A 25493-nucleotide genomic window follows, 5' to 3' on the forward strand; every position below is an offset into this window, starting at 1 on the left:
CACCCCGTCGGCCGATCCCCGCCTCCGGCGCCCACGGCCGCGCCGTCACGCGTCAGGCGGTCACAGCGCGTCACGGAAGTCGGCCAGCAGTTCCTTCGTACGCCGCGCCGACTCCGCGTGGGCCACCATCCGGTCCATGGCCTCCATGTGCTCGGAGACCTCGCTGTCCTCGTCGAGATACAGCGCCCCGGTCAGATACTCGATGTAGACCATGTCCGGGACCTCGGGGACGCCGAAGCGGAACAGGACGAAGGGGCTGTACGTGCCGGGATGGTGACCGGCCGCGAACTCGGCGATCTGGAGCGTCACGTTCGGCAGCTCGGACACCTCCAGCAGCCGGTCGACCTGTGCCCGCATCACGTCCCGCGAGCCGACGAACCGGCGCAGCACCGTCTCGTCCAGGACCGCCCAGAAGACGGGCGCGTCGGCGCGGGTCAGCAGCGCCTGCCGCTCCAGCCGCAGCGCCACCTGGCGTTCGACCCGGTCCGGTTTGTTGAGCTGCTGTCCGAGGGCGCCGGCGGTCAGCACGTGCCGCGCGTACGCCTCGGTCTGGAGCAGACCCGGCACGAAGTGCGGCTCGTAGCACCGTATGGTCGTCGCGGCCTCTTCGAGGCTGACGTAACCGCTGAACCAGTCGGGCAGCACATCGTGGAACCGCTGCCACCAGCCGGGCCTGTTCGCCTCGTCGGCCAGCCGCAGGAATACCTCGACCTCGTCGTGCGGCACGCCGTACGCGGGCAACAGGATCTGAAGATAGGGGACTTTGAGCCCCACCTCCGCCATCTCCATCCGCCGGATGGTGGCGGACGTGACCCGCAGCAGCCGGCCGGCCTGTTCCCGGCTGAGTCCCGCCTGGTCGCGCAGGGCCAACAACTGTCTGCTGAGGACGATCTGACCGATCGTCGGAGCCGACCGTGGCTCGCTCATCCCGTACCCCCGAGCCCCACATCAGCCATGTTCCGACAGTCTGCCACAGCAACTCCCCCGAAGGGCAGACCTGTTGATCTCCTGCGCACAAGTCGCCGGCCCGGTTCAAAGGTCCAGTCCACCGCTCGGGCCGGGCCGGCGCCGCGCCGGTCAGGCGGGTGTCAGCCCCGGAGCGCCGGCCTCCGTCACGAACGACGCCGCGCGGGTGAGCGCGGAGCCCGGTGTCGTCACCGCCGTCAGCGTGTTGAAGGTGACCGTGGCCCGGTCGGGTGTGAGCGCGAACGTGGTATATCCCCGGCGCCCGTTGTAGTACTTCATGTGCGGGTTGGCGGAGGTGAGGTTGGACCAGTTGGCGGGCCGCTCCGCGCCGTCGCGGTCGCTGCTGACCGAGGTCGTGGCGATCTCCGTCCCCACGGTGGCCGAACCGGGATCGTCGAAGTCCTTCTTCAGGTCGAAGCCGTAGCCGACGTGCACGTCACCGGTGAGCACCATCAGGTTGTCGACCCCCGCCGTCTCCGCGCCGTCCAGGACGCGCTGCCGGGAGGCGGTGTACCCGTCCCACGCGTCCATCGACAGCTTGAAGTCGGGGCGGGGCACATCGCGCCGCTGGGCGAACGTGACCTGCTGGGCCAGCAGGTTCCAGGTGGCGTCCGAGTCCTTCCAGCCGTCGAGGAGCCAGCGTTCCTGCGTGGCGCCGGTCATCGTGCGCGCCGGGTCCTTCGACTCCGGTCCGGGGACCTGCCAGTTGGCGCCCTGCACCTGGTTGGAGCGGTACTGGCGGGTGTCGAGGATGTCGAACTGGGCGAGGCGGCCGAAGTGCAGGCGCCGGTAGAGCCGCATGTCGGGTCCTTCGGGCCGCTGGGGGGCGCGCAGCGGCTGGTTCTCCCAGTACGCGCGGTAGGCGGCGGCCCGGCGCAGCAGGAACTCCTCGGGCGGCACGTCGTTCTCGGGTGTCTCGTCCGCGTAGTTGTTCTCGGTCTCGTGGTCGTCCCACGTGACGACGAAGGGGTGCGCGGCGTGCGCGGCCATCAGGTCCGGGTCCGACTTGTACAGCCCGTACCGCAGCCGGTAGTCCTCCAGCGTCAGCGTCTCGGAGTTGTAGTGCGCGGGCAGGACACGGTCGGTGTACTTCCGTGAGCCGCCGTCGGCCGCCACCGGGTACTCGTACAGATAGTCGCCGAGGTGGACGACGACATCGAGGTCCTCGGCCGCGAGATGCCGATAGGCGGTGAAGTAGCCGTGGTAGTACGCCTGGCAGGACAGTGTCGCGAACCTGAGCCGGCCCGCCGGGGCCCCGGCGGCGGGGGCGGTACGGGTGCGGCCGACCGGGCTGATCCAGGCGCCGGCCCGGAAGCGGTAGAAGTAGAAACGGCCGGCGGACAGCCCCGGCACCTCCACGCGCACGCTGTGGTGGTACTCGGGATGCGCGATCGCGGTGCCGCGCGCGACGACCCGGGCGAACCGCTCGTCGTGGGCGACCTCCCACTCCACCTCGATCCGCCCGGCGGGCAGCCCGCTGTCCGCCGTGTACGGCTCCGGGGCCAGCCGGGTCCAGATCAGCGCCGTGGCGGGGAGCGGGTCGCCCGAGGCGACGCCCAGGGTGAACGGGTCCTCGGTGATCTCACGCGGGTCGAGCCGGCGGGCGGTCGCCGCGCCGGCGGCCGGCAGGTTCGCCGAGAAGGCGAGCACCGCCGCCGCTCCGGCGCGGGTCAGGAAGCGGCGGCGGTCGAGAAGGCGGGCGGCGGCGCGGAATTCCGGCAGATGATTTCCCATGGTGGAGAGTCATATGCCCTTTTTCATATGGTCTCTGACGCCGCATCGGAGTGATCCGAGTGATCCGCGGGATCCGGGTTACGGGTCCGGTCCGCGTGACCTTCGTGACTCGCCCGACCTGTGTGACCGGTGTGATCCTCCCGCCGGATCAGGGCGTGCAGCGCGCGGGTGTGGTCCACCTCCCGTACGGCGCCGGTCAGGACCGCCCGCGCGGTGAGCCGGGTGTCGGTGCTGGACGCGGCGAGCCGCAGTTCCAGCGCGCCGGGCTCCACGACACGGCGCCCGTCCCGCCCCGTGAAGGAGGCCAGATCGGCCGGGACGACGGCGCTGATCCGGGCGGACTCGCCCGGCTCCAGCGGCACCCGCAGATAGCCCACCAGCCGCTGCACCGGCTGGACCACCGAGGCGACCGGGTCGTGCAGATACAGCTGCACCACCTCGGTACCCGGCCGTCCGCCGCTGTTGCGCACCGAGAACGACAGCCGCAGCTCACCGTCGGTCGGCGCCGCGCCTTCGGCCGTCAGCCCGGACCAGACGAACGAGGTGTACGTCAGCCCGTGCCCGAACCCGAACGCCGGTGTCGGATCGATGTTCGACGAGTCGCCGGCCCGTGCCAGCCGCGCCGCCAGATACGTGGACGGCTGGCCGCCCGGCCGCCGGGGCACGCTCACCGGCAGCCGCCCCGAGGGCCCGACCCGCCCGCTCAGCACCCCCGCGACCGCCCGCGCGCCCTCCTGCCCCGGGAAGAACGCCTGCACGATTGCCGCCGCGCCGTCGACGGCCCGCTCGCCCAGCGCGTACGGGCGTCCCGCGAGCAGCGTGACCACCACCGGCGTGCCGGTGTCCAGCAGCGTGTCGAGCAGCTGCTGCTGGGCTCCCGGCAGGGCCAGCGACTCCGCGTCGCACCCCTCGCCGCTCGTCCCGCGCCCGAAGAGACCCGCCCGGTCACCGAGCGCGGCGACGATCACATCGGCCCCGCGCACCGCCCGCAGCGCGGCGGCGAACCCGTCGGTGACCGGCGTGTCGACGCCGCAGCCCTCCGCCGTGACGATCTCGCACCCGGGGAACTCCGACATGAGCCCCTGGAGCAGAGTGGGCAGCGGCACCCCGGCCGGGACGTCCGGGTGCTGGGACCCGACATGGACGGGGAACGAGTAGCAGCCGAGGAGCGCCGTCGGCGAATCGGCCTGGGGTCCCACCACCGCGATCCGGGCGGGCCGCTCCAGCGGCAGCACCCCGTCGTTCGACAGCAGGATCACCGAACGCTCCGCGAGACGGCGGGAGATGTCCCGGTGCGCGTCGCTGTCCAGGCTCACGGTGTCCCGCAGCCGCCCCGGTGCGCCCAGATCCGCGCCGGCCAGCGCGGCGGGCAGCGGGCTCCAGCCGGGATCGAGGAGACCGAGCTGTGCCTTCTGCGTCAGTACCCGGCGCAGCGCCCGGTCGACCGGCGCCGGACCCAGCTCGCCGGCGGCGAGCGCGTTCCGCAGCGGCTCCCCGAACGTCTTGACGGTGGGCAGCTCGACGTCCACACCGGCGGTCAGCGCCAACGCGGCGGCCCCGCCCCAGTCACCGGCCACCCCGTGCAGGGACTTGAGGAACGCGATGCCGAAGTAGTCGGCCACGACGGTCCCTCGAAAACCCCAGGTGTCCCGGAGCAGACCGGTCAGCAACTCCTCGTCGGCGGCGGAGGGGACGCCGTCGGTGTCGGTGTACGCGTGCATCACCGACCGGGCGCCGCTTTCCCTGACCGCCATCTCGAACGGCGGGAGCATCACGTCGGCCCGCTCCCGGGTCCCCATGCTCACCGGGGCCAGATTGCGCCCGGCCCGGGAGGCCGAGTAGCCCGCGAAGTGCTTCAGGGTGGCGACCAGCCCCGTGGACTCCAGCCCCTGGACGTACGCGGTGGCGAGGGTGCCGACCAGATACGGGTCCTCACCGATCGTCTCCTCGACCCGGCCCCACCGTGCGTCGCGCACCACGTCCAGCACGGGGGCCAGCCCCTGGTGAACGCCCACGGACCGCATGTCGGCCCCGATCGCCGCCGCCATCGTGCGCACCAGAGCGGGATCGAAGGACGCGCCCCAGCACAGCGGGACCGGATAGGTGGTGGCGCCCCAGGCGGCGAAGCCCGCCAGGCACTCGTCGTGCGCCATCGCCGGGATGCCGAACCGGTTTCCCGCGACGATCCGTTCCTGTGTACGCATCAAGGAGAGCGCGCCCAGGGCGGGATCGACGGGGACGGTGCCGAACGGGCGGGTGAGCTGGCCGAGTCCGTACGGAAGCAACTCGTCCAGCGTCGGCGGCTCGTCCATGTCGTGCTGGTGCGGGGCGACTTCGGCGCCGTCGGCGGAGGCGCCCGCCCACAGTCCGTACAGCTGCGCCAGTTTCTCCTCCGGTGTCATGGCGGCGATCAGTTCCTCGACCCGGGCGGCGCGGGCGGCCGGGAGCGAGTCACCGGAGACGGCCCCGTCCGGGGGGCCGTCGGTGGTGTCGTCGGGGGCGGTCGCGTCGGTGGTCACGTCGGCGGTCACTTTCCTCCCACACCCATCAGCCCCTGGACCAGGGCCCGGCGGGCGAACAGGTAGACGAGCAGGACAGGAACGGTGGACAGCACCACGGCGGCCAGCAGACCGGGGATGTCGACGCCGTACTGGGTCTGGAAGTTGTAGAGACCGAGGGTGATCACCTTGGTCTCCTCGGACTGGGTGAGCACGAGCGGGAAGAGGAATCCGTTCCACGCCTGGAGCGCGGCGAACACCACGACCGTGGACAGCCCGCTCCGCGACAGCGGGACGACGAGCCGGAAGAAGACGCGCCGGGTGTCCGCCCCGTCGATGGCCATCGCCTCGAAGAGATCGTCGGTGATGTCCCGCATGCTGCCGGTCAGGATCAGCACACAGACCGGCATGCAGAACGCGGCCGTCGGCAGGATGACCCCGATCAGGTGGTCGTAGAGCCCCGCCCGGCTGATGACGTAGAACATCGGCACGATCACCGCCTGCGCGGGGATCGCCAGCCCCAGCAGGAAGAGCCGGAACACACCGGACGTGGCCCGGCTCCGGTTGCGGACGATCGCGAACGCCAGCGGCGGTACGAGGACCACCACGATCGCGACCACACTGGCCGTCACGATCAGGGTGTTGACGAAGTACCGGCCGAAACCGTTGGAGAAGCTGTCCGCGTAGTTGGCGAAGGTGACCTGTTCCGGGAGGCCCAGCGGTCCGCCCGCGCCGTAGTCCGCGCGCGAGCGCACACCGGCGCCGAGCAGGACGTACAGCGGCAGCGCGACCACGAACAGCCACAGCGTGACACCCGCGCCCGCCAGGTAGTTGGGGCGGCGGCGCCTCATATGCCCTCCTTGGTCCCGGCCATCCGGTCGAAGCCCGAGACCCGCACCACGACCAGCGACACGGCGGTCGCCACCACGACCAGCAGCAGCGCGATGGCCGCGCCCGCGCCGAACTCGAAGCCCTTGAACGCCTTCTGGTACATGTAGTAGGCGCTGATGGTGGTGTCGGTGCCCGGCCCGCCCTGGGTGAGGATCAGCACCGTGTCGAAGGTGGTGAGCCCGCCGACCACCATGAGGATCACCGACGTGATGATCGAGTTGCGCAGCTGCGGCAGCGTGATGTGGAAGAACCGCCGCACCCGCCCCGCCCCGTCGATCTCCGCCGCCTGGTAGAGCACCACCGGGATCGCGCGGGCCGCGCCCTGGTGGATCAGGGCGTGCAGCGGTGTGAACTGCCAGGTGCTCACCAGGACCAGTACGGCGACGGCGCCCGTACGGCTGCCGAGGAGGTTGCCGTCCCCGAACAGCCACGCGGCCTGCGAGGGAACCCCGAAGTTCGGGTCCAGCAGGGCCCGCCACAGCACCGAAACGGCGGTGGCCGACAGCAGCAGCGGGACGAAGAAGACGGCCGACAGCACCGCCCTGTTGCGCTGCGGGCCCGCCGCCCACACCCCCAGCAGAATGCTCAGCGGGGTCTGGACCAGTACGCCCAGCGCGGTCAGCAGCACACTCAGCCACAGGCTCTTGATCATCACCGGATCGTGGAACAGCGCGACCCAGTTGTCGGCGCCGGCGAACTCCGGTGAGCCCAGCCCCGACCAGGTGGTGAAGGACAGGACGGCCACCAGGACCAGCGGCACGACGGCGAACAGCGCGAAGAACACGACGGCGGGCAGCGCCCAGCCGAGACCGGGCCGGGCGGTCCCGCGACCGCGGGACGCCGGGACGCCGGCCTTGGCGGCCCGGCGCCCGTCCTTCACCGGAGCGGAGAGGGAAACCATGGGGAGGCCAACTCTCAGACGGTGGTGAGGGCTTGCATGGCCTTGACGAACCCGTCCGGGTCGAGCTGCCCGTTGAAGAACTGCTGGACCGCCACGTAGATCGGTGTCATGTTCTTCGGCGGGTACGCCTGGTCCCACGAGAGCTGGAACGCGGGAGCCTTGTCCACCAGGTCGTACTGGTACGTCAGATACTCCGGGTTGTCGGCGGAGTCCAGGAACTTCACGGTGTTCGTGGTGGTCGGCAGATTGCCCAGGGACAACTGCGCCTCGACGAACGCGTCGGAGTACATCAGCTTCAGGAACTCGGCTATCGCGTCGGCGTGCTCCGTCGACCTGCGGACCGAATAGAAGTTGTTGGTGTTGCCGACGAGGTTGGCCGCGTCGCCCTTGCCGCCCTCGACGCTCGGGAAGGTGCCGTAACCGAGCTCCTTCGCGGCGAAGTCGGGATCGGCCTCCTGCTGGGTGGAGTAGGCCCACGAACCCATCAGTTCGAAACCGGCCTTGCCGCTCGCCAGCAGGGCGGGGGAGCCGCCGTCGGTGAACTTGACCGAGTCGTAGTTGGTGCCGAAGGCGCCCGCGTCGATGAGCTGCCTCAGCATGCCGAGCGCCTTCCTGCTGTCGGCGCTGTCCCAGACCTCCTTCTCACCGGCCAGCGCCTTCTTGAACAGGTCGGGGCCCGCGACGCGGTCGTACAGGTACTCGAACCACATCATCGTGGTCCACTTGTCGCCGCCGCCGAGCGCGATGGGCGTGACGCCCTCGGCCTTCAGGGCCTTCACGGCGGCCAGCAGGTCGTCCCAGGTGCGCGGCGCCTCGACGCCGGCGTCGGCCAGCACCTTCTTGTTGTGGAACAGCAGCACCGGCTGCGTGCCGCGCATCGGCACGCCGTACGACGCCCCGTCGACCCGCGCCGTCTCGAAGACCGACGGCAGGAAGTTGTCCTTCAGCCCCGGGTCCTTCTTGATCATGTCGTCCAGCGGCAGTAGCAGATCCGCCTCGACGAAGGGCTGGATGCTGCCGCCGCCCCAGTTGAAGAACACGTCGGGCGCCTGCGGGGTGTTGATGACCGTCTGGAGCTTCTGCTGGTAGTCGGCGCCCGGCACCGTGTCCAGTACGGCCTTGACCTCGGAGGTCTTGTTGAACGTGGCGACGATCGCCTTCTCGGCCCGGTTCGCCGCGTCGCCGTAGACGAGTACGTGGAACTCGTCCGCGCTGCCGGAGGAACCGCCGCCACCGCAGGCCGCCAGGCCCAGACTCAGAGCCAGTGCCGCGCCGCCTGCGACGGCCCGACGGAACCGTACGCGTGTCTTCATCGGTCGACCTCTCGAAAGTATCGGTAATCTTCCCGAAAGTCTCTGTTGGAGTGCGACCGTAGAGTCCGCCCCGAGACCGGTCAACCACGCGGTCAGCACTCGGCGAAACCGTTACACAAGGCCGTGCTTTATCCTCGGCGCATGCGAGATGACAGGAGTACGGGGCGGGTCACCCTCGCTCAGGTGGCCTCCCAGGCGGGCGTTTCCCTTTCGACAGTTTCGAAGGTGCTGAACGGGCGCCCGGATGTGTCCGCCCCGACGCGCGTCAAGGTCGAGGAGCTGCTGGAGACACACGGCTACCGGCGCTCCTCGGCGTCCCTCCCCGAGGCGCCGCTCATCGAGATCGTCTTCCACGAACTGGACAGCGCCTGGTCGATGGAGCTGATCCGGGGCATGCAGAACGTCGCCAAGAGCGCGGGCGTCAGCGTCGTCCTCACCGAGACCGGGACCCGGCACTCACCGGGCGTCGACTGGGTGGAGGGCGTCCTGCGGCGCCGCCCGCTCGGTGTGGTGCTGGTGTTCTCCACCCTCCCCGACGAGCTCAAGAAGAAGCTGTGGTCACGGGCCATCCCGTTCGTGATCATCGACCCGGCCGGTGACCCGGAGCCCGACGTACCGTCCGTGGGCTCGGCCAACTGGGCCGGCGGGCTCGCCGCCACCCGCCATCTGCTGGACCTCGGCCACCGCGCCATCGCCGTCGTCACCGGCCCCGAGGACATGCTGTGCTCCCTGGCCCGCCTCGACGGATTCCGCTCCGCCATGGCGATGGCCGGGGTCGAGGTCGACCCCCGTCTGGTGCGGTTCGGCGACTTCCACGTCCAGGCCGGGTACGACCACGCCATGGAGCTGCTCGCCCTCCACGAGCGGCCGACCGCGATCTTCGCCGGGAGCGACCTCCAGGCGCTCGGCGTGCTGGAGGCGGCGCGGGTGCTCGGGGTCGCGGTGCCTGAGGACCTGTCCGTGGTCGGGTACGACGACATCCCGCTCGCCCAGTGGTCGAGCCCCGCGCTGACCACGGTGAACCAGCCGCTGGTGGAGATGGCCGAGGAGGCCGCCCGGATGCTGCTGCGGCTGCGGCGCGCGTACCAGGGAGGCGGGCCCCGTACGGACAGGGCCGACCGCGCCGGGAGGCCGGAGCCGGCGGAGCGGGCCGACCAGGCCGACACCCGGATCGAGTTCGCCACCCGTCTGGTCGTCAGGAACAGCACCGCCGTGGTGAAGCCCGGCAGGGACTGAACCGCGCGGGGAGCGAAGCGGGCACGGGTGTGAATCCTCGACCGAGGACGTCCGCCCGTGAGAGAGCCGCGTGCCGGGGAAGGTGAAGGGCGACCCAGCACCATCGGGAAGGGACGGACACCGTGGCACGATCGAGGATTCTGGTAGTGGGCGCAGGCTTCGCGGGGGTGGCGTGCGTGCGCCGCCTGGAGCGGAAACTGGGGCCCGACGAGGCGGAGATCTCGCTGGTCACCCCCTTCTCCTACCAGCTCTATCTGCCGCTGCTGCCCCAGGTGGCCTCCGGCGTGCTCACCCCGCAGTCGGTCGCGGTCTCACTGCGCCGCAGCAGGAAACACCGCACGCGGATCATCCCCGGCGGGGCCATCGGAGTGGATCCGCAGGCGAAGATCTGTGTGATCCGGAAGATCACCGGCGAGATCGTCGACCAGCCCTACGACCAGATCGTGCTGGCCCCCGGAAGCATCACGCGCACCTTCGACATCCCCGGTCTCGTGGAGAACGCGCGTGGCATGAAGACCCTCGCCGAGGCCGCCTACGTACGCGACCACGTCATCGCGCAACTCGACCTCGCCGACGCCAGCCAGGACGAGAAGGAACGCGAGGCGCGCCTCCAGTTCGTGGTGGTCGGCGGCGGCTACGCGGGCACCGAGACGGCCGCCTGTCTCCAGCGGGTCACCAGCCACGCCGTACGGCGCTATCCGCGGCTGGACCCCCGGCAGATCAAGTGGCATCTCGTCGACATCGCGCCCAAGCTCATGCCGGAACTCGGCGACAAGCTCGGGGCCACCGCCCTCGGCATCCTCCGCGAACGCGGTATCGAGGTGTCGCTGGGGGTGTCGGTCGCCAAGGCCGGGCCCGAGGAGGTGACCCTCACCGACGGGCGGGTGCTGCCCTGCCGCACGCTCATCTGGACGGCGGGCGTGGTGGCGAGCCCGCTGGTGCGCACGCTCGGCGCCGAGACGGTGCACGGCCGGCTCGCGGTCTCGACCGAGCTGCGGGTCCCCGGACTCGACGGTGTCTTCGCGCTCGGGGACGCGGGGGCGGTGCCGGATCTGGTGAAGGGCGGCGACGCGATCTGCCCGCCGACCGCCCAGCACGCCCTGCGCCAGGGACGTACGGCCGCCGACAACGTCATCGCCACGGTACGGAACCAGCCCCTGCGGCCGTACGAACACAAGGACCTGGGCCTCGTCGTGGACCTCGGCGGCCGGGACGCGGTCTCCAAGCCGATGGGGATCGAACTGCGCGGGCTGCCCGCCCAGGCCGTCGCACGCGGCTACCACTGGTCGGCGCTGCGGACCAATGTGGCCAAGGCGCGGGTGCTGACCAACTGGGTGCTGAACGCGGTGGCCGGGGACGACTTCGTCCGGACCGGGTTCCAGGCGCAGAAGCCCGCCTCGCTGCACGACTTCGAGTTCACGGACGTCTATCTGACGCCGGAACAGGTGCGGGAGCACACCGCCTCGCTGACCGCGCGCGGGTGACCGACCAGATTCGGCCCATCGGATAGTCCGACCAATCCGTCGTGCCGCCGGCTCCGAAGACCTGTCCGAACGGGTGAATCGAACAACTTTCGGACAGGAGACCAGGGGGATGCGGAGTCAGTGAACGCACACGGAGACAGCGCACGCGAAACGAGACCCGACAGCGCGGCCGGCCTCACGACGGAGGCGGCGCCCGGGTACGGGCCGGGGCCGGGCGGCGGGGAGAGCCGCTCGGTGTTCGTCGACAGCACCGGACGCCGGAGCCGGACGTTCCGGCGGTTCGGCTGGGCGGTCACCGTCGTCTGCGCCTGTTACGCGACGACCGTGGCCGCCTCGCTGGTCGGAGGCGACTCCAGCGCGCCGTTCCTGCGGATACCGGGGCTGGCGGACCGGGTGGCAGAGGCCGTCGAGGTCGAGGGAGACGAGGCCGAGCCCGCGCAGCCCAGCTGGGAGCCGACCATTCCCAACGGGACCCTGCCCTCGGACTGGGGCTGGGTGGAGGGCGTCGTCCCGCCGTCGGCGACGGCGGATCCCGCCGAAGCGGCCGGCCGGGACGGGGGCGACGGGGGCATCGACGTCGTCGACGCCGTCGCGCCGGGCAAGACCCCGGCGGGCGGGGCGGGTACGCCCGCCGGCGGGCAGCAGACGGAGCCGGACACCGGCACGGACACCGCTCCCACCCGGCCGGCTCCGGGCGCGACCCCGCCCGCGGACGGCTCGGCGGGCGGCGAGGCCGGAACACCGCCCGAGCAGCCGGGGGAGGAGACCGCCCCACCGGCCGACGAGCCGACGGGCAACGGCAATCCGGTCGACGGCCTCCTCGGCGGTCTCCTCGGACTGCCGCCGCTGCTCGGGGGCTGACCCGTCCCGTCGGCGAGGCACGCACGGGACCACCGGGCAGGCGCACCGCGGCGGCGGGCGTACGCGCACCGGGCCGGCCGGGTACGGGAGCACCTCCCGTACCCGGCCCGCTTCCGCCCGGTCGCCTCGGCCCGGCGGCTTCAGCTGAGGCGGCTTCCGTCCCGACCGGCTGGTGAATCAAGGCAGTTGGTGAACCGCCCGGTTCACCGGCCGGCCAGGTGCTGTACCGGTCAGCTCGTGAACCGGTGGCGCCCCGACCCCACCGCGTACACCGCGCAGCCGTCCTCCCTCCGCAGGAACGCCGCCCCGGTGTGCCTGACATCGCCCGTCCTCCGCGCGGGCACCCACACCTCGGCCGTGGTGTTGGGCGGCACCTCGCACTCCAGGTCGAACCCGCCCGGCCCCGACTCCCAGCGTGTGGTCACCGGCCCGTACAGCGAGGCGTACCGGCCCCCGGCCCGCTTCACCTCGCCACCGGGCCGGGGCCTGATGACGATCTCCTTGAACCCGGCCCGGCCCGGCGCGATGCCCGCGATGTTGGCGTACATCCACTCGCCTACCGACCCGTAGGCGTAGTGGTTGAAGGAGTTCATCCCGGCGTCCTGGAAACCGCCGTCCGGCCGGATCGAGTCCCAGCGCTCCCACATCGTGGTCGCCCCGCTCTCGATCTGGTACCCCCAGCCGGGGAAGGTGCGCCGGTGCAGCAGCCGGTACGCGACATCCGTGCGGCCGGCGGCGGTGAGCACCGGCAGCAGCCGGGGCGTGCCGAGGAAGCCCGTCGACAGGTGCCAGTCCTTCGACTCGATCAGCGCCACCAGCCGGTCGGCGGCCCGCCCCCGGACGTCCTCGGGCAGCAGATCCATGGACAGCGCCAGCACGTAGGCCGTCTGCGTGTCGCCCTTCACCCGCCCGTCCGCGCCCACGTACGCCGCCCGGAAGGCGTCGCGGACCCGGCCGAACAGGGTGTCGTACGGCCCCGGGTCCCTGCCCAGCACCCGCGCCGCCCGCGCGGTGAGATCGGCGGCGTGCGCGAAGTACGCGGTGCCGATCACGTCCTTCGGTGTCTCGTCCTCGATGTTGAGCCAGTCGCCGAACCCGTCCGCCGGCCGCAGGAGGCCGTCGCTGTGCGCCGTCAGGTACTCCAGCCACCTGACCGCCGAGTCCCACGACACGTCGAGGATCCGCTCGTCCCCGTACGCCTGGTACAGCGCCCAGGGCACCGTGACCCCGGCGTCGCCCCAGCCCGCCGCGCCGCCGCCGACATTGCCGATGTCGGGGGCGACATGGGTGAACGCGCCCTCGTCGGTCTGCGCGTCCCGCAGGTCCTGGAGCCACTTGGTGAGGAAGCGCGCCGACTCCATGACGTACGCGGCCGTGGGGGCGAACACGTTGATGTCACCGGTCCAGCCGAGGCGTTCGTCCCGGGCTGGCGTGTCGGTCGGGACGGAGAGGAAGTTGCCGCGCTGGCCCCAGGTGATGTTCCGGTGCAGCTGGTTGAGCATCGGCACGTCGGAGTCGAACTCGAAGGTGAACGGCGCCGAGGTGTGCGTCACCCGGCCGGTGACCGCGCTCGCCGGGGGCGTGCCGGGGAAGCCGGTGACCTCGACGTAGCGGAAACCGTGGAACGTGAAGCGCGGCTCGTACGTCTCCTCGCCCCCGCCCCTGAGCGTGTACGTGTCGGTGGCGCGCGCCGTGCGGAGGTTGGCCGTGTAGAGGGTGCCGTCCGGGTTCAGCACCTCGGCGTGCCGCAGCCGAACCGTCGTCCCGGCCGCGCCCGACACCCGCAGCCGCACCGAACCGACCATGTTCTGGCCGAGGTCGAAGACGAAGACCCCCGGCGCGACGCGCGTGACCGTCCGGGCCGGAATCTCCTTCATGACCCGCACCGGGCCGTCCACCTGCGCGACGACCTCCGTCGCGACACCGTCGACCCGCTCGGCGGGCAGCCACCGCGTGTCGTCGAAGCCCGGTGAGGTCCAGCCCGCCGTCTCCCGCCGCGCGTCGTACACCTCGCCCGCCTGCATGTCGGCCGACACGACGGGCCCGGCCGCGGCCCGCCAGCCGTCGCCCGACAGCACCCGCTCCCGCGTCCCGTCCTGGTACGTGACCTCCAACTGGGCCAGCAGCGCGGGCCGTTCGCCGTAGTGGTGCGGCCCGAACATGCCCAGGTTGCCGCCGTACCAGCCGAGCGCCAGATGCGCGCCCAGCGCGTTGGCACCCCGCCGGACCAGGGCCGTGACCTCGTACGTCTGGTACTGCACGCGCGTGCGGTAGTCGGTCCAGCCGGGGGCGAACAGATCCTTGCCGACCCGCTGCCCGTTCAGGTGCGCCTCGTAGTGGCCGAGGGCCGTCGCGTACAGCCGGGCGCGTGCGATCGGCTTGTCCGTGAGACGGAAGCCGTGCCGCAGCTGCGTCGCGGGGAAGTGGGCGGGCGCCACCGCGCCCCACGGCCCGGAACCCCAGGCCGGTCCCTCCCCGGCGGCGGACCAGGCGCTGTCGTCGTAGCCCGGCTCCCGCCAGGCGCCGGACGGTTCCTGGCGCGTGCTGCGCCAGGTGTCGTCGGTGGGGACGGTGGTGACGCCGTCGGCCGAGGTCAGCTCCAGGACGGCGATGAACCCGGCGGGGCTCGCGGTGGCGTTGACCGCGCTCGCCGACACGACGTTGGCGCCCGCGCGCAGCCGGGCCGTGACGTCGGCGACGGCGGGCCGGCGCCAGTTCTCGGCGGGCCCGTCGGGCTCGGTCCGGCCCACCTCGGTCCCGTTGACGTACACGGTGTACGCGTCGTCGGCGCCGACCACCAGCCGGGCGCCCGTGACACCCGCCGGGATGTCGACGGCGCGGCGGAACCAGCGCGTCCCGGCCGGCAGGTCGGCGGCCGGATCGCCCTCGGGGAACCAGATCCAGGACGCGCCGCGCAGGCTCGGGGCGCCGCCCAGCGCGGCCGGCGCCGCGATCCACCGCGCGGACCAGGCCGCCGTGCTCATCAGCCCCGTCTCCCACCACGCGTCGCCGCTCCAGCCGGAGACCTCGCCGGCCGCGTTCCAGACCCGCACCGACCAGTGGTAGCGCGTCAGCGGTGCGAGCGCGGGCCCCGCGTACGGCACGAGCACCGAGTGGTCCGACTCGACCCGGCCGCTGTCCCACACGTCGGGCGCGCCGAGCCGGTCGGGGGCGGACGCGACCCGGATCTGGTACGCGCTCTGCGTCTGGCCGGGTGTGTCGGACACCAGGGGCCAGGTCAGCCGGGGTTCCGTGGTGTCGAGGCCCAGCGGATCACGTACGTACTCGACGGTCGGCGTGCCGACCCGGAGCGCTCCGGCCCGGCCCGGTCCCGGTGCGGCGCCCGCCGGGGCGGGTTCGGCGGCCCGCGCGGACGGTGTGGTGGCCGTGGCGAGGGTGGTGCCCAGTGCGGCTGCGGTCGTGGTGGTGAGCATGCGGCGTCTACTGATCACGTCAACCCCAGTACCTTGGAAATGAATCGATTCATCGCGGGAACGTAGGGGCGCTCTCCCGACACGTCAAGGCATCGCGGACCGATTGCTCTGCCAAGCAGGTGATTCGCGGGCGAGGAGGCGATCGGACTGAACCCTTTCAGTCCCCACCGATCGCGGCGCCGGCCGAATCCGCCCCGGAGGCCCCCGGCGGCCGTCCCCGGCGGGGCCACCCCGCCGGGGAGTACCGGGAGCCAGTTTGTCGCCGATCTGTATGTACGGTCCTCTTCTCTGTCAGGATCACTCCGGGTACTCCGGGCGAGGTGACGGGGCCGACCGTGCCGCACAGGCGCCTTCGCGGTCGCCCCGGTGCGATCCAGGAAAATGTTGTCATGGGGTAACTGATCGCTTTAGTCTCAACCCGGACGCACCCGGAGGTCCCACGGGCCGCCGCGCCCGTGGCGAGAGGAGAACAACTGCCATGGGCACCCGCCCTCACACCGTGGTCGAATCCGGCTCCGGCAGACCGGGGACCTCCTCGTTCCCCGGCGCGGGAGCACGGGGCCGCGTCCCGGCGAGCAGGGACGCGTCACAGGGTGACGACGCCGCGGACGCCCTGTGGAACGGGCGCCCGCCCACGGTGCTCCTCATCGAGGACGACCCGGGCGACGCCCTGCTCGTCGAGGAACTGGTCGCCGACAGCGACGTCCCGCTGCGGCTCAGCCTGGCCGGGACACTCGCCGAGGCGATCACCGCGCTGGAGACCCAGACCCCCCAGTGCATCCTCCTCGACCTCCATCTGCCGGACGCCCAGGGCCTGGAGGCCCTGGAACGGGTCCTCGTGCACGCCGAGGGATCGGCCGTGGTCGTCCTGACCGGGCTCGCCGAGGAACAGGCCGGCCTCGCCGCCGTCGCCGCCGGCGCCCAGGACTATCTGATCAAGGGACGGGTCGAACCCGACCTGTTCACCCGCGCGATCCGCTACGCGATCCAGCGCAAGCACACCGAACTCGCCGCCTCCGCCCTCCAGACGAGCCTGCTCCGCGCCCAGGAGAACGCCCGCCTGGAACGCGGCCTGCTGCCCGTCCCGCTGCTCCTCGACACCTCGGTCGCCATCTGCGCCCGCTACCAGCCCGGCCGCTCCCAGGCCCTGCTCGGCGGGGACTTCTACGACGTCGTGCAGACCCCCGACGGGATGACCCACGCGGTGGTGGGCGACGTCTCCGGGCACGGGCCCGACGAGGCGGCGCTCGGGGTGTGCCTGCGGGTGGCGTGGCGCTCCTTCGTCCTGGCGGGCGCGCGCGGGCAGCAGCTCCTCGGTCTGCTCGAACGGATACTGGTCGCCGAGCGGGCCGGGCCCGAGATCTTCGCGACGGTGACCTGTCTGACCCGGCTGCCCGCCGAGGACCACATGTCGGTGCAGCGCGCGGGTCATCCCGGAGCGCTGATCCGCTCGCCCGGCGGTGGTGTACACCTGGAGGAGGTGCCGGGCGGGCCGGCGCTGGGCCTGCTGCCCGGTCACGCGGCCTGGCCGGTGACCGCGGTCCCGATCCACCGGCACGGCGCGGTCATGCTGTTCACCGACGGGCTCATCGAGGGCCGGATCGGCTCGGGTTCCGAACGGCTGGGGGAGGACGGGCTGCTGGATCTCGCCCGGCGCCACGCCCACCAGCCGGCCGACATGTTCGTCGACACGCTGATCCGGTCCGCGCAGACCCTTGCGGCGAGCGGCGGTGGCCTGGCCGACGACGTCGCCGTGCTTCACCTCGAATGGAACGGTGCCACCTGATGTCCGAGACCACGCGACGTCCCCCCGGGACGCCGCCCGCCACCGAAGCCACCCCGCCGGCCACCGGCGCCGTGCCCCCGCCCCGCCCGGCGACCGGCCCACACGCGACCGGCACGGAGCCCGGGGCGGAGACCGGAGCTTCCGCGACCGTGGCCCACGGGACCGGGACCCCGGCGCCCGCGCCGCGCCCCCCGCTCGGCCACGAGGTCCGGATCCTGCGGCGGCTGACCGTCCAGGGCTGGTTCCTGCTGGCCGTCGCCGCCCTGTGCACGATGACGCTGTTCGCCGGGGGAGTGGCGGCCGTCATGCTCGCCCGTACCACGGACACCGGTGACCATCTGATCGACGAGGTCTCCCCGGCCCGCACCCAGGCGTTCCGGCTCCAGGCCGCGCTCCTGGACCAGGAGACGGGCGTCCGCGGCTATCTCCTCACCAGGGACGAGGACGCGCTGGAGCCGTACCGGCGCGGTGTCGCCGACGAGACCGCCGCCCGCGCACGGCTCGTCGAACTCATCGACGGGCTCGACCGGCCGGAGGCCGACCTGCGGGACGTCGACGACGCGGCGGGCCGGTGGCGCACCGAGTTCGCCACCCCGGCCCTGGAGGGCAGGCCCGGCGACGACCCCGCCTCGCTGGCCGAGGCGAAGCGCGCCTTCGACCGGGTGCGGGCGGCGCTCGCCGCCCAGCAGGACCATCTCACCGAGGAACAGCGCAAGGCACGGGCCGCCTTCTCCGACGCCCGCACCGACCGCGACCAGGCACTGACCGCCGCCCTGGGGGCGTTCCTGCTGATCGGCGTGGCGATGACCGTGCTCGTGCACTTCACCGTCGTACGGCCGCTGGCGACCGTCCGTACGGCGTCCCGGCGGGTCGCGGGAGGCGACTTCGACCACGCGATCCCCGCGCACGGGCCGGCCGACCTGCGAACCCTCGCGGAGGCCGTGGAGGCCATGCGGCTGCGGGTGGTCAGCGAACTCGTCACCGCCCGCGCCAACGAGGACGAACTCGCCCGCCAGGCGGCCGACCTGGACGCGGGCGCGGTGGAACTGCGGCGGTCCAACGCGGAGCTGGAGCAGTTCGCGTACGTCGCCTCCCACGACCTCCAGGAGCCGCTGCGCAAGGTCGCCTCCTTCTGCCAGCTGCTGGAGAAGCGGTACGGCAACCAGCTCGACGACCGTGCCACGCAGTACATCGGCTTCGCGGTCGACGGCGCCAAGCGCATGCAGGTCCTGATCAACGACCTGCTCACCTTCTCCCGCGTCGGCCGGGTCCAGGACGCCCAGGAACCGGTCGCCCTCGACGCGGCGCTGGACCGCGCCGTCCGGAACCTCTCGGTCGCCGTCGAGGAGACGGGGGCCGTCATCGAGCGCCCGGCGGAGCTGCCCGAGGTCGTGGGCGATCCGACGCTGCTGACGATGCTCTGGCAGAACCTCATCGGCAACGCCGTCAAGTTCCGCCACCCCGACCGGGTCCCGCACATCACCGTCACGGTGGACCGCGAGGCGGACGCGGACCTCTGGACGTTCGGCGTCACCGACAACGGGATCGGCATCGCCGAGGAGTTCGCCGAGAAGGTGTTCATCATCTTCCAGCGGCTGCACGCCAAGGACACGTACGCCGGGACGGGCATCGGTCTGTCACTCTGCAAGAAGGTCGTCGAGCACAGCGGCGGCGGCATCTGGATCGACACGGACCACACCGACGGCACCCGTATCGCCTTCACCCTCCCGGTCCGGCCGGATGCCGCCGCCCCGTCGGTCCCGGCGGCCACCACCACCGAAGGAAGCACCGTATGAGCATTTCTCCCCAGCCCCAGCCCGTCGAGGTACTCCTGGTCGAGGACGACGCGGGCGACGAACTCATGACCCGTGAGGCGTTCGAGGACAACAGGATCGGCAACACGCTGCACGTCGTACGGGACGGGCTGGAGGCGCTGGACTTCCTCTACCAGCGCGGGGACCACACCGAGGCACCGCGCCCCGATCTGATCCTGCTCGATCTCAACCTGCCCAAGTACGACGGCCGCCAGGTGCTGGAACAGGTCAAGTCCGACCCCGACCTCAGCCACATCCCGGTGGTCGTCCTCACCACGTCGGCGGCCGAGGAGGACATCCTCCGCAGCTACAAGCTGCACGCCAACGCGTATGTGACCAAGCCCGTCGACCTGGACCAGTTCATCCGGGCGATCCGGCAGATCGACGACTTCTTCGTCACGGTGGTCAAGCTGCCCCGGATGTTCTGAGACGGGCGTGGCGCGCTGTTAAACTGCACGGCAGAGACTGTTGTCATATGGAAACTGTCTCCGCCGGGACGGCACTCCGATCCCCGCACCGTCCACCACCTGTCAGCGGGAATGGAGCGCGATGACGTCAGGCGCTGTCCGCCGCGGTGCCCCCGTCGTCGGCGGGGCGCGTCCGCGCCGCCTCGTCCAGCCGGGCGGCGGCCGCCGCGTGGAACGCGGTCAGCCCGTCCGTGAGGGCCGCCACCGCCGCCGGGTCCATGCCCTCCAGAACGGCGCTGACCTCGCGGGCGCGGATCGCCCGGTGCTCGTCCAGCACCTTGTGTCCGCGCGGGCTCAGCCGCAGCTCCACCTCACGGCGGCTGGCGGTGCTGGTACGCCGTTCCACCAGGCCCAGCGCCTCCATCCGGTCGCACAGCCGGCTCACCGACGGAGGGCGGGAGCCGAGCGCCTTGCCCAGCGAGCGCAGATTCGTCCCGTCGTACCTCTCCAGCACGAGCAGGGCCCGGAGCTGCGAGGGCGACACCGTCCCGGACGGCGCCGCCTCCTGGCCGCGCCCCCACAACACCTCAAGCAGTTCCGAGGCGGCGCGAGCGGCCTCGGCCATCTTCTCGCGAGAAGGCGGCTGACCGGTGAGGGGGGACATCCGTCCACTGTGTCACCCGACGGCGCCCCCTGTCAGCTCTGCCCCACCTCCGGAGCCGCAATCGGCGCCGCCCGCGAGCCGAATCCCGTCCGCCCACCAAGAATGTCTGAGAGACCGTGACGCATAGCGACGATGTACTCGGAAGATCCGTGCGGGCAGCCGCGCCGCACGCACTCGTGGACAAGGTCCGCGACGCGCTGGCCGTCTCCCACGGCGCGACCCGCGTCCAGCTGTTCCTCGCGGACTACGGTTTCACGGTTCTCACCCCGTACGATCCGCTGCCGGGCAAGGAACAGCCGCTCTCGCTCTACAACAGCCCCGAGGGACGCGCGTTCGGCAGCCAGGAACCGCGTGAGCAGCAGGTGCGGCACGGCGACGCCGTCGATCACCACCTTCCGGTGACCGTACGCGGCGAACGCACCGGCATCCTCTCCGTCCGGCTGCCCTCCGACCGGTCCACCCCCGAGGCCGTGGACGAGCTGGCCCATGTCGCCGATCTGCTGGGCCACGAGATCCTGGTCGCCGAACGGGACACCGACGCCTACCAGCGGGCCCGCCGGGTCAGCCGGCTCACCCTCGCCGCCGAGATGCAGTGGCAACTGCTCCCGGCGCGCGCGTGCAGCGCCGAGGAGTTCTCCATCGGCGCCCAGCTGGAGCCGGCCTACGCCATCCACGGGGACAACTTCGACTGGGCGGCGGACGCGGACGAGCTGACCGTCGCCGTCACCAACGGCATGGGCGAGGGCATCCAGGCGTCCCTGCTCAGCAATCTCGCCGTCAACGCCCTGCGCAACGCGCGTCGCTCCGGACTCGACATCGCCGGCCAGGCCGCCCTCGCCGACCAGGCGATCTACGAGCAGCACCGGGGCGCGTCGCACGTGTCAACGCTGCTGATGCGCTTCGAGCTGGCGACCGGCCGCGTGGAGGTCGTGGACGCGGGCTCGCCCCAGCTGTGGCGCCGCCGCGGCCGGACGGTCGAGCGGGTCCCCCTCGAAGCCCAGCTGCCGCTCGGCATGTTCGAGGAGTCCCACTACGAGGCCCAGGAGTTCCACGTCCTGCCCGGCGACCGGCTGCTCATGGTGAGCGACGGCGTGTACGACGCGCTCTCGCCGGACGGTGAGCCGTACGGCGAACGGGCGCTGGCCCGCGCGATCAACTCCACCAGCCTGCTGCCCGCCGCGACGGTGCCGCGCGCCCTGCTGCGCACCCTGGCCGAGTTCCGCAAGGCCGACCCGCCGGACGACGCGCTCGCGCTGTGCCTCGACTGGACCGGCCGGGCCGAGCCCGAACTCCGCGCCGAATCACTGGTTCCCGAGCCGCCCGCCGAGGAACCGGCGCCGGAACAGGACTGACACCCGGCGCCGGCACGGCGAAGGGGTGCGGGCGCCGTCCGGCACCCGCACCCCTTCCGTCTCCGCGCCGCCCGGCCGGGCGGCGCCCGCTGTCACTCCTCGGTGAGCATGCCCGTCCGCAGGGTGGTCAGGATGCGGGAGAGCAGCCGGGACACATGCATCTGCGACACGCCCAGCTCGGCGCCGATCTCGGACTGCGTCATCTCGCGCCCGAACCGCATCTCGACGATCCCGCGCTCGCGCTCGTCCAGCCGCTCCAGCAGCGGGGCCAGCGCGTGGAAGTCCTCGATCAGCTCCATGGCCGGATCGCACGCGCCCAGCGTGTCGGCGAAGGCCCGGCCGCCGCTGTCCGGCCCGTCGTCGGAGTCGCCCGGCAGATCGAGCGAACCGGCGGTGTAGCCGTTGGCCGCGACCCGTCCGTCGATGACCTCGGCCTCGGTCAGCCCCAGCCGCCCGGCGACCTCGGCGACGGTGGGCCGGCGGCCGAGCCGCTCGGTCAGCTCGTCCTGCGCCCTGGTCAGGTCCGTGCGCAACTCCTGGAGCCTGCGCGGCACATGGACGGCCCAGGTGGTGTCACGGAAGAACCGCTTGATCTCGCCGTGGATGTACGGCACCGCGAAGGAGCTGAACTCCACCTCGCGGGAGAGGTCGAACCGGTCGATGGCCTTGATCAGACCGATCGTGCCGACCTGGAGCACGTCCTCCATGTCGCCGTTGCCGAGATTGCGGAAACGCCGCGCCGCGAATCTCACCAGCGACTGGTTCATCTCGATCAGTGTGTTGCGGGCGTACTGGTATTCGTGGGTGCCCTCTTCGAGCGTCCGGAGCCGCTCGAAGAAGAGCTTCGACAACTGTCGTGCGTCCTTGGGGGACACCTTCCCGGTGTCCTCGATCCAGGGAAGCTCGCCGGACGGCGCGTCCGTGCGAGTGGTGGCCGCTCCGGTGCTCGGAGGGCCGGCGGGGGAATGCGTACTCATCGTCACTTCATCGCCTCTGTTGGTGTGGGCCCTCCGCCGCGTCGCCGCTGCGGAGGGCCCGTCCGGTCCTACGGTGGACTAATAGTTGCCGCCTGGCAAGTGTTGCCCCCGAACCGGCCCTTCTAACGGCAGGCCCCGGACGAAGATCGCGGGAGAGGTCCTAGCATGTCCGCGGAAGGCTTGGTGACTCGTGGTACTCAAAACATTCGGCTGGGCGTTCGGGTTCACCGTGCTCGGCCTCGCCGTGGCCGTGCTCTACGACGGATGGGCCGCACTCGGGATCGTGGCGATCCTGACCGTGCTGGAGGTCTCGCTGTCCTTCGACAACGCGGTGATCAACGCCGGGATCCTGAAGAAGATGAGCGCCTTCTGGCAGAAGATCTTCCTCACGATCGGTGTCCTCATCGCCGTGTTCGGCATGAGACTCGCGTTCCCCGTCGTCATCGTCGCGGTCACCGCGAAACTCAGCCCCGTCAGCGCGGTTCGCCTCGCGGTCGACGACAAGGACCGCTACCAGCAGCTCGTGACCGACGCCCACCCGTCGATCGCCGCCTTCGGCGGCATGTTCCTGCTGATGATCTTCCTCAACTTCCTCTTCGAGGACCGCGAGATCACCTGGCTGAGCTGGATCGAACGCCCGCTGGCCAGGCTCGGACGCGTCGACTCGCTGTCCGTCTGCCTGTCGCTGATCGTGCTGCTGATCGCCTCCATGACGGTCGCCACCCACGCCCATCAGCACGGCGGGGCGCACGCGGACAAGGCGCAGACCGTCCTCACCTCCGGGCTCGCCGGCCTTGTCACGTATCTGATCGTCGGCGGGCTCTCCAGCTTCTTCGAGAACAGGATCGCCGACGAGGAGGAGGCCCAGGAGGACGCCCGGAAGGACATCCCGGCGCCGTCCGGCGGGGACGGGAAGCCCCGGGACGGGAGGGGCGGACCGTCGTTCGCCGCCCTGACCGGCCGGGCCGCGTTCTTCATGTTCCTCTACCTGGAGGTCATCGACGCGTCCTTCTCCTTCGACGGGGTGATCGGCGCCTTCGCCATCACCAACGACATCGTGCTCATGGCGCTCGGTCTCGGAATCGGCGCGCTGTACGTCCGGTCGCTCACCGTCTATCTCGTCCGCCAGGGCACCCTCGACGACTACGTCTATCTGGAGCACGGCGCGCACTACGCGATCGGCGCGCTGGCGGTGATCCTGCTCGTCACCATCCAGTACCAGATCAGCGAGATCATCACCGGGCTCATCGGCGTCGTGCTGATCGCCGCCTCCTTCTGGTCGTCGGTGCGGCGCAACCGGCGGATCGCGGCGGGGCAGGGCGGGCGGGACGCGCCGTGACGGGAGAGGGTGGGAAGCACCACACCCGGCCGACGGAGGGCTCCATGACGAACGGCGACCCGACGGCCCCTGAACCGGCGGCTCCCGGCCCGGCGGGGACCCCGGACCCGGCGCAGGCCCCCGTAGCGGCGACGCCCGGCGCGGCTGCCCTCGGCGGCCCGGCACCCGGTGACCCTGCCCCCGCCCTGCACTGCCTGGTCACCGGCGCCAGCGGCTACATCGGGGGCCGGCTCGTCCCCGAACTGCTCGACGCCGGGCACCGGGTGCGCTGTCTCGCCCGTACGCCCGAGAAGCTGCGCGACCACACCTGGGCGGGGCGGGCCGAGGTCGTACGCGGCGACGTCACGGACGCCGCGTCGGTCGCCGACGCCATGCGGGGTGTCGACGTGGCCTACTACCTGGTCCACTCGCTCGGCACCGGCCCCGGCTTCGAGCGCACCGACGCCGACGCCGCCCGGATCTTCGCCGAACAGGCCCACGCGGCGGGCGTCCGCCGCGTCGTCTACCTCGGCGGCCTCACCCCGGCCGGCGTACCCGAGCGGGACCTCTCGCCCCATCTGCGCTCCCGCGCCGAGGTCGGGCACATCCTGCTCGGCTCACGCGTGCCCACCACCGTCCTGCGCGCCGCCGTCATCATCGGCTCCGGCTCGGCCTCCTTCGAGATGCTGCGCTATCTCACCGAACGCCTCCCGGTGATGGTCACCCCCAGCTGGGTACGCAGCCGGATCCAGCCCATCGCCGTACGCGACGTCCTGCGCTACCTGGTCGGCGGCGCGCGGATGCCCGACGACGTCAGCCGCTCCTTCGACATCGGCGGCCCCGACGTCCTCACCTATCTGGAGATGATGCACACCTACGCGGCCGTCGCAGGGCTGCGGCACCGGCTGATCATGCCCGTGCCGGTCCTCACCCCGACCCTGTCCAGCCACTGGATCGGCCTGGTGACCCCCGTACCCCGCTCGATCGCCCGGCCGCTCGCCGAGTCGCTGCGGCACGAGGTCGTCTGCCGCGAGCACGACATCGCGCGGTACGTCCCCGATCTGCCCGGCCGCCCCGTCGGCTTCGAGGCGGCCCTGACCCTGGCCCTCAAACGGATCCAGGACGCCCAGGTCACCACCCGCTGGTCCTCCGCCTCCGTGCCCGGCGCGCCGAGCGACCCGCTGCCGACGGACCCCGACTGGGCGGGCGGCAGCCTCTACACCGACCTGCGCGAACTGACCGTCGACGCGAGCCCCGACGCGCTCTGGCGGGTCATCGAGGGGATCGGCGGCGACAACGGCTGGTACTCCTTCCCGCTGGCCTGGGCCGTACGGGGCTGGCTGGACCGGCTGGTGGGCGGGGTCGGGCTGCGCCGGGGACGCCGGGACGCCGCCCGGCTGCGGGTCGGCGACTCGCTGGACTTCTGGCGCGTCGAGGAGATCGAGACGGGCCGGCTGCTGCGGCTGCGCGCCGAGATGCGGCTGCCGGGTCTGGCCTGGCTGGAGATGCGCGTCGAGCGGGACCAGCGGGGCCGTACCCACTACCGGCAGCGTGCCGTGTTCCACCCGCGCGGACTGCTGGGCCACGCCTACTGGTGGAGCGTCGCGCCGTTCCACTCCGGCGTCTTCGGCGGCATGGCGCGCAACATCGCGAAGGCGGCGGCCAAGGACGGGACGGTGCCCGTCCTCCACGGGGCGCGGCACTGACGGCCGGCGGCACGCACGGCGGTGACTCCCGCGGGCGGCGCCCGGGACCGGCGGCGTCGCTGCCCGCGGTGCCGGAGGCCGCCCGTCCAGGATGCGGCCCGTCATTGACCCCGTCCGGCCGCTGCGGCTACGTTGCCGGGCATGCAGCGAT

The 25493-nt window shown here is 71.9% G+C and carries 17 protein-coding genes and 1 pseudogene; 9 read left to right on the top strand and 9 right to left on the bottom strand.

The window, feature by feature from the left end:
• Window positions 1-60: 60 nt before the first annotated feature.
• From OG875_RS30210 to OG875_RS30235, 6 genes and pseudogenes are all read right to left on the bottom strand, one after another.
• Window positions 61-927: a helix-turn-helix domain-containing protein gene (locus OG875_RS30210; protein ID WP_330177411.1), complete on the bottom strand. Its 867-nt coding sequence runs from the start codon at window positions 925-927 to the stop codon at window positions 61-63.
• Between the two features lie 150 nt (window positions 928-1077).
• The gene (locus tag OG875_RS30215) at window positions 1078-2700 is read right to left on the bottom strand and encodes an alkaline phosphatase D family protein (protein WP_330177412.1); all 1623 of its coding nucleotides are present in this window, start codon (window positions 2698-2700) and stop codon (window positions 1078-1080) included.
• A 146-nt stretch (window positions 2701-2846) separates the two neighbouring features.
• Window positions 2847-5231: pseudogene (locus tag OG875_RS30220) on the bottom strand (glycoside hydrolase family 3 N-terminal domain-containing protein); the annotation flags it as partial.
• On the bottom strand, window positions 5228-6049 hold the full coding sequence (locus OG875_RS30225; RefSeq protein ID WP_330177413.1) for a carbohydrate ABC transporter permease: 822 nt from the start codon (window positions 6047-6049) through the stop codon (window positions 5228-5230). The gene OG875_RS30225 and the pseudogene OG875_RS30220, both read right to left, overlap by 4 nt.
• A complete protein-coding gene (locus tag OG875_RS30230) occupies window positions 6046-6990 on the bottom strand; it encodes a carbohydrate ABC transporter permease (protein WP_330177414.1) in 945 nt (314 codons plus the stop codon). Before OG875_RS30230 ends, OG875_RS30225 begins: the two co-directional genes overlap by 4 nt.
• Before the next feature lie 14 nt (window positions 6991-7004).
• Complete coding sequence (locus tag OG875_RS30235) at window positions 7005-8303, bottom strand: ABC transporter substrate-binding protein (protein ID WP_330177415.1); 1299 nt, start codon at window positions 8301-8303, stop codon at window positions 7005-7007.
• Between the two features lie 141 nt (window positions 8304-8444).
• On the opposite strand from OG875_RS30235, the gene OG875_RS30240 reads away from it, so the two are divergent.
• The 3 genes from OG875_RS30240 (at window position 8445) to OG875_RS30250 (ending at window position 11884) form a co-directional block, all read left to right on the top strand.
• On the top strand, window positions 8445-9539 hold the full coding sequence (locus tag OG875_RS30240; protein WP_330177416.1) for a LacI family DNA-binding transcriptional regulator: 1095 nt from the start codon (window positions 8445-8447) through the stop codon (window positions 9537-9539).
• A 122-nt stretch (window positions 9540-9661) separates the two neighbouring features.
• Entirely contained in the window at window positions 9662-11023 is a 1362-nt protein-coding gene (locus tag OG875_RS30245; protein ID WP_330177417.1) for an NAD(P)/FAD-dependent oxidoreductase, read from the top strand.
• A 234-nt stretch (window positions 11024-11257) separates the two neighbouring features.
• Window positions 11258-11884 carry a hypothetical protein gene (locus tag OG875_RS30250; protein WP_330177418.1) on the top strand — a complete coding sequence of 209 codons (627 nt, stop codon included), beginning with the start codon at window positions 11258-11260 and terminating at the stop codon, window positions 11882-11884.
• Window positions 11885-12114: 230 nt separating this feature from the next.
• Here the strand turns inward: OG875_RS30250 and OG875_RS30255 are convergent, their stop codons facing one another.
• Window positions 12115-15336 (bottom strand): alpha-L-rhamnosidase, encoded by a 3222-nt coding sequence (locus tag OG875_RS30255; protein WP_330177419.1) that lies wholly within the window; start codon window positions 15334-15336, stop codon window positions 12115-12117.
• Window positions 15337-15796: 460 nt separating this feature from the next.
• Here OG875_RS30255 and OG875_RS30260 point away from each other — a divergent pair, with 460 nt between their 5' ends.
• From OG875_RS30260 to OG875_RS30270, 3 genes are all read left to right on the top strand, one after another.
• Window positions 15797-17104 carry a PP2C family protein-serine/threonine phosphatase gene (locus OG875_RS30260; protein WP_330177420.1) on the top strand — a complete coding sequence of 436 codons (1308 nt, stop codon included), beginning with the start codon at window positions 15797-15799 and terminating at the stop codon, window positions 17102-17104.
• 149 nt (window positions 17105-17253) lie between these two features.
• A complete protein-coding gene (locus OG875_RS30265; RefSeq protein WP_330177421.1) occupies window positions 17254-18900 on the top strand; it encodes a sensor histidine kinase in 1647 nt (548 codons plus the stop codon).
• The gene (locus tag OG875_RS30270) at window positions 18897-19346 is read left to right on the top strand and encodes a response regulator (protein ID WP_443079227.1); all 450 of its coding nucleotides are present in this window, start codon (window positions 18897-18899) and stop codon (window positions 19344-19346) included. Before OG875_RS30265 ends, OG875_RS30270 begins: the two co-directional genes overlap by 4 nt.
• Before the next feature lie 127 nt (window positions 19347-19473).
• Here OG875_RS30270 and OG875_RS30275 read toward each other — a convergent pair whose 3' ends face one another.
• Entirely contained in the window at window positions 19474-19989 is a 516-nt protein-coding gene (locus OG875_RS30275; protein ID WP_330177422.1) for a MarR family winged helix-turn-helix transcriptional regulator, read from the bottom strand.
• Between the two features lie 149 nt (window positions 19990-20138).
• On the opposite strand from OG875_RS30275, the gene OG875_RS30280 reads away from it, so the two are divergent.
• Window positions 20139-21341, top strand: a complete 1203-nt coding sequence (locus OG875_RS30280) for a PP2C family protein-serine/threonine phosphatase (protein WP_330177423.1) — start codon at window positions 20139-20141, stop codon at window positions 21339-21341.
• 92 nt (window positions 21342-21433) lie between these two features.
• Here the strand turns inward: OG875_RS30280 and OG875_RS30285 are convergent, their stop codons facing one another.
• Entirely contained in the window at window positions 21434-22318 is an 885-nt protein-coding gene (locus tag OG875_RS30285) for an RNA polymerase sigma factor SigF (RefSeq protein WP_330177424.1), read from the bottom strand.
• Window positions 22319-22508: 190 nt separating this feature from the next.
• Between OG875_RS30285 and OG875_RS30290 the strand changes: the two genes are divergently transcribed.
• Together OG875_RS30290 and OG875_RS30295 are read left to right on the top strand one after the other, a co-directional pair.
• On the top strand, window positions 22509-23657 hold the full coding sequence (locus OG875_RS30290) for a DUF475 domain-containing protein (RefSeq protein WP_330177425.1): 1149 nt from the start codon (window positions 22509-22511) through the stop codon (window positions 23655-23657).
• A 44-nt stretch (window positions 23658-23701) separates the two neighbouring features.
• Window positions 23702-25342 carry an SDR family oxidoreductase gene (locus OG875_RS30295; RefSeq protein ID WP_330177426.1) on the top strand — a complete coding sequence of 547 codons (1641 nt, stop codon included), beginning with the start codon at window positions 23702-23704 and terminating at the stop codon, window positions 25340-25342.
• The last annotated feature ends 151 nt before the right edge of the window (window positions 25343-25493 follow it).

It is taken from the genome of Streptomyces sp. NBC_01498, assembly GCF_036327775.1.
Lineage (GTDB): Bacteria > Actinomycetota > Actinomycetes > Streptomycetales > Streptomycetaceae > Streptomyces.

Bases quoted from the DNA above. Each gene is read 5' to 3' on its own strand.
- OG875_RS30210 (WP_330177411.1), bottom strand. From the start codon at position 927: ATGAGCGAGCCACGGTCGGCTCCGACGATCGGTCAGATCGTCCTCAGC.
- OG875_RS30215 (WP_330177412.1), bottom strand. From the start codon at position 2,700: ATGGGAAATCATCTGCCGGAATTCCGCGCCGCCGCCCGCCTTCTCGAC.
- OG875_RS30225 (WP_330177413.1), bottom strand. From the start codon at position 6,049: ATGAGGCGCCGCCGCCCCAACTACCTGGCGGGCGCGGGTGTCACGCTG.
- OG875_RS30230 (WP_330177414.1), bottom strand. From the start codon at position 6,990: ATGGTTTCCCTCTCCGCTCCGGTGAAGGACGGGCGCCGGGCCGCCAAG.
- OG875_RS30235 (WP_330177415.1), bottom strand. From the start codon at position 8,303: ATGAAGACACGCGTACGGTTCCGTCGGGCCGTCGCAGGCGGCGCGGCA.
- OG875_RS30240 (WP_330177416.1), top strand. From the start codon at position 8,445: ATGCGAGATGACAGGAGTACGGGGCGGGTCACCCTCGCTCAGGTGGCC.
- OG875_RS30260 (WP_330177420.1), top strand. From the start codon at position 15,797: ATGGGCACCCGCCCTCACACCGTGGTCGAATCCGGCTCCGGCAGACCG.
- OG875_RS30270 (WP_443079227.1), top strand. From the start codon at position 18,897: ATGAGCATTTCTCCCCAGCCCCAGCCCGTCGAGGTACTCCTGGTCGAG.
- OG875_RS30275 (WP_330177422.1), bottom strand. From the start codon at position 19,989: ATGTCCCCCCTCACCGGTCAGCCGCCTTCTCGCGAGAAGATGGCCGAG.
- OG875_RS30285 (WP_330177424.1), bottom strand. From the start codon at position 22,318: ATGAGTACGCATTCCCCCGCCGGCCCTCCGAGCACCGGAGCGGCCACC.
- OG875_RS30295 (WP_330177426.1), top strand. From the start codon at position 23,702: ATGACGAACGGCGACCCGACGGCCCCTGAACCGGCGGCTCCCGGCCCG.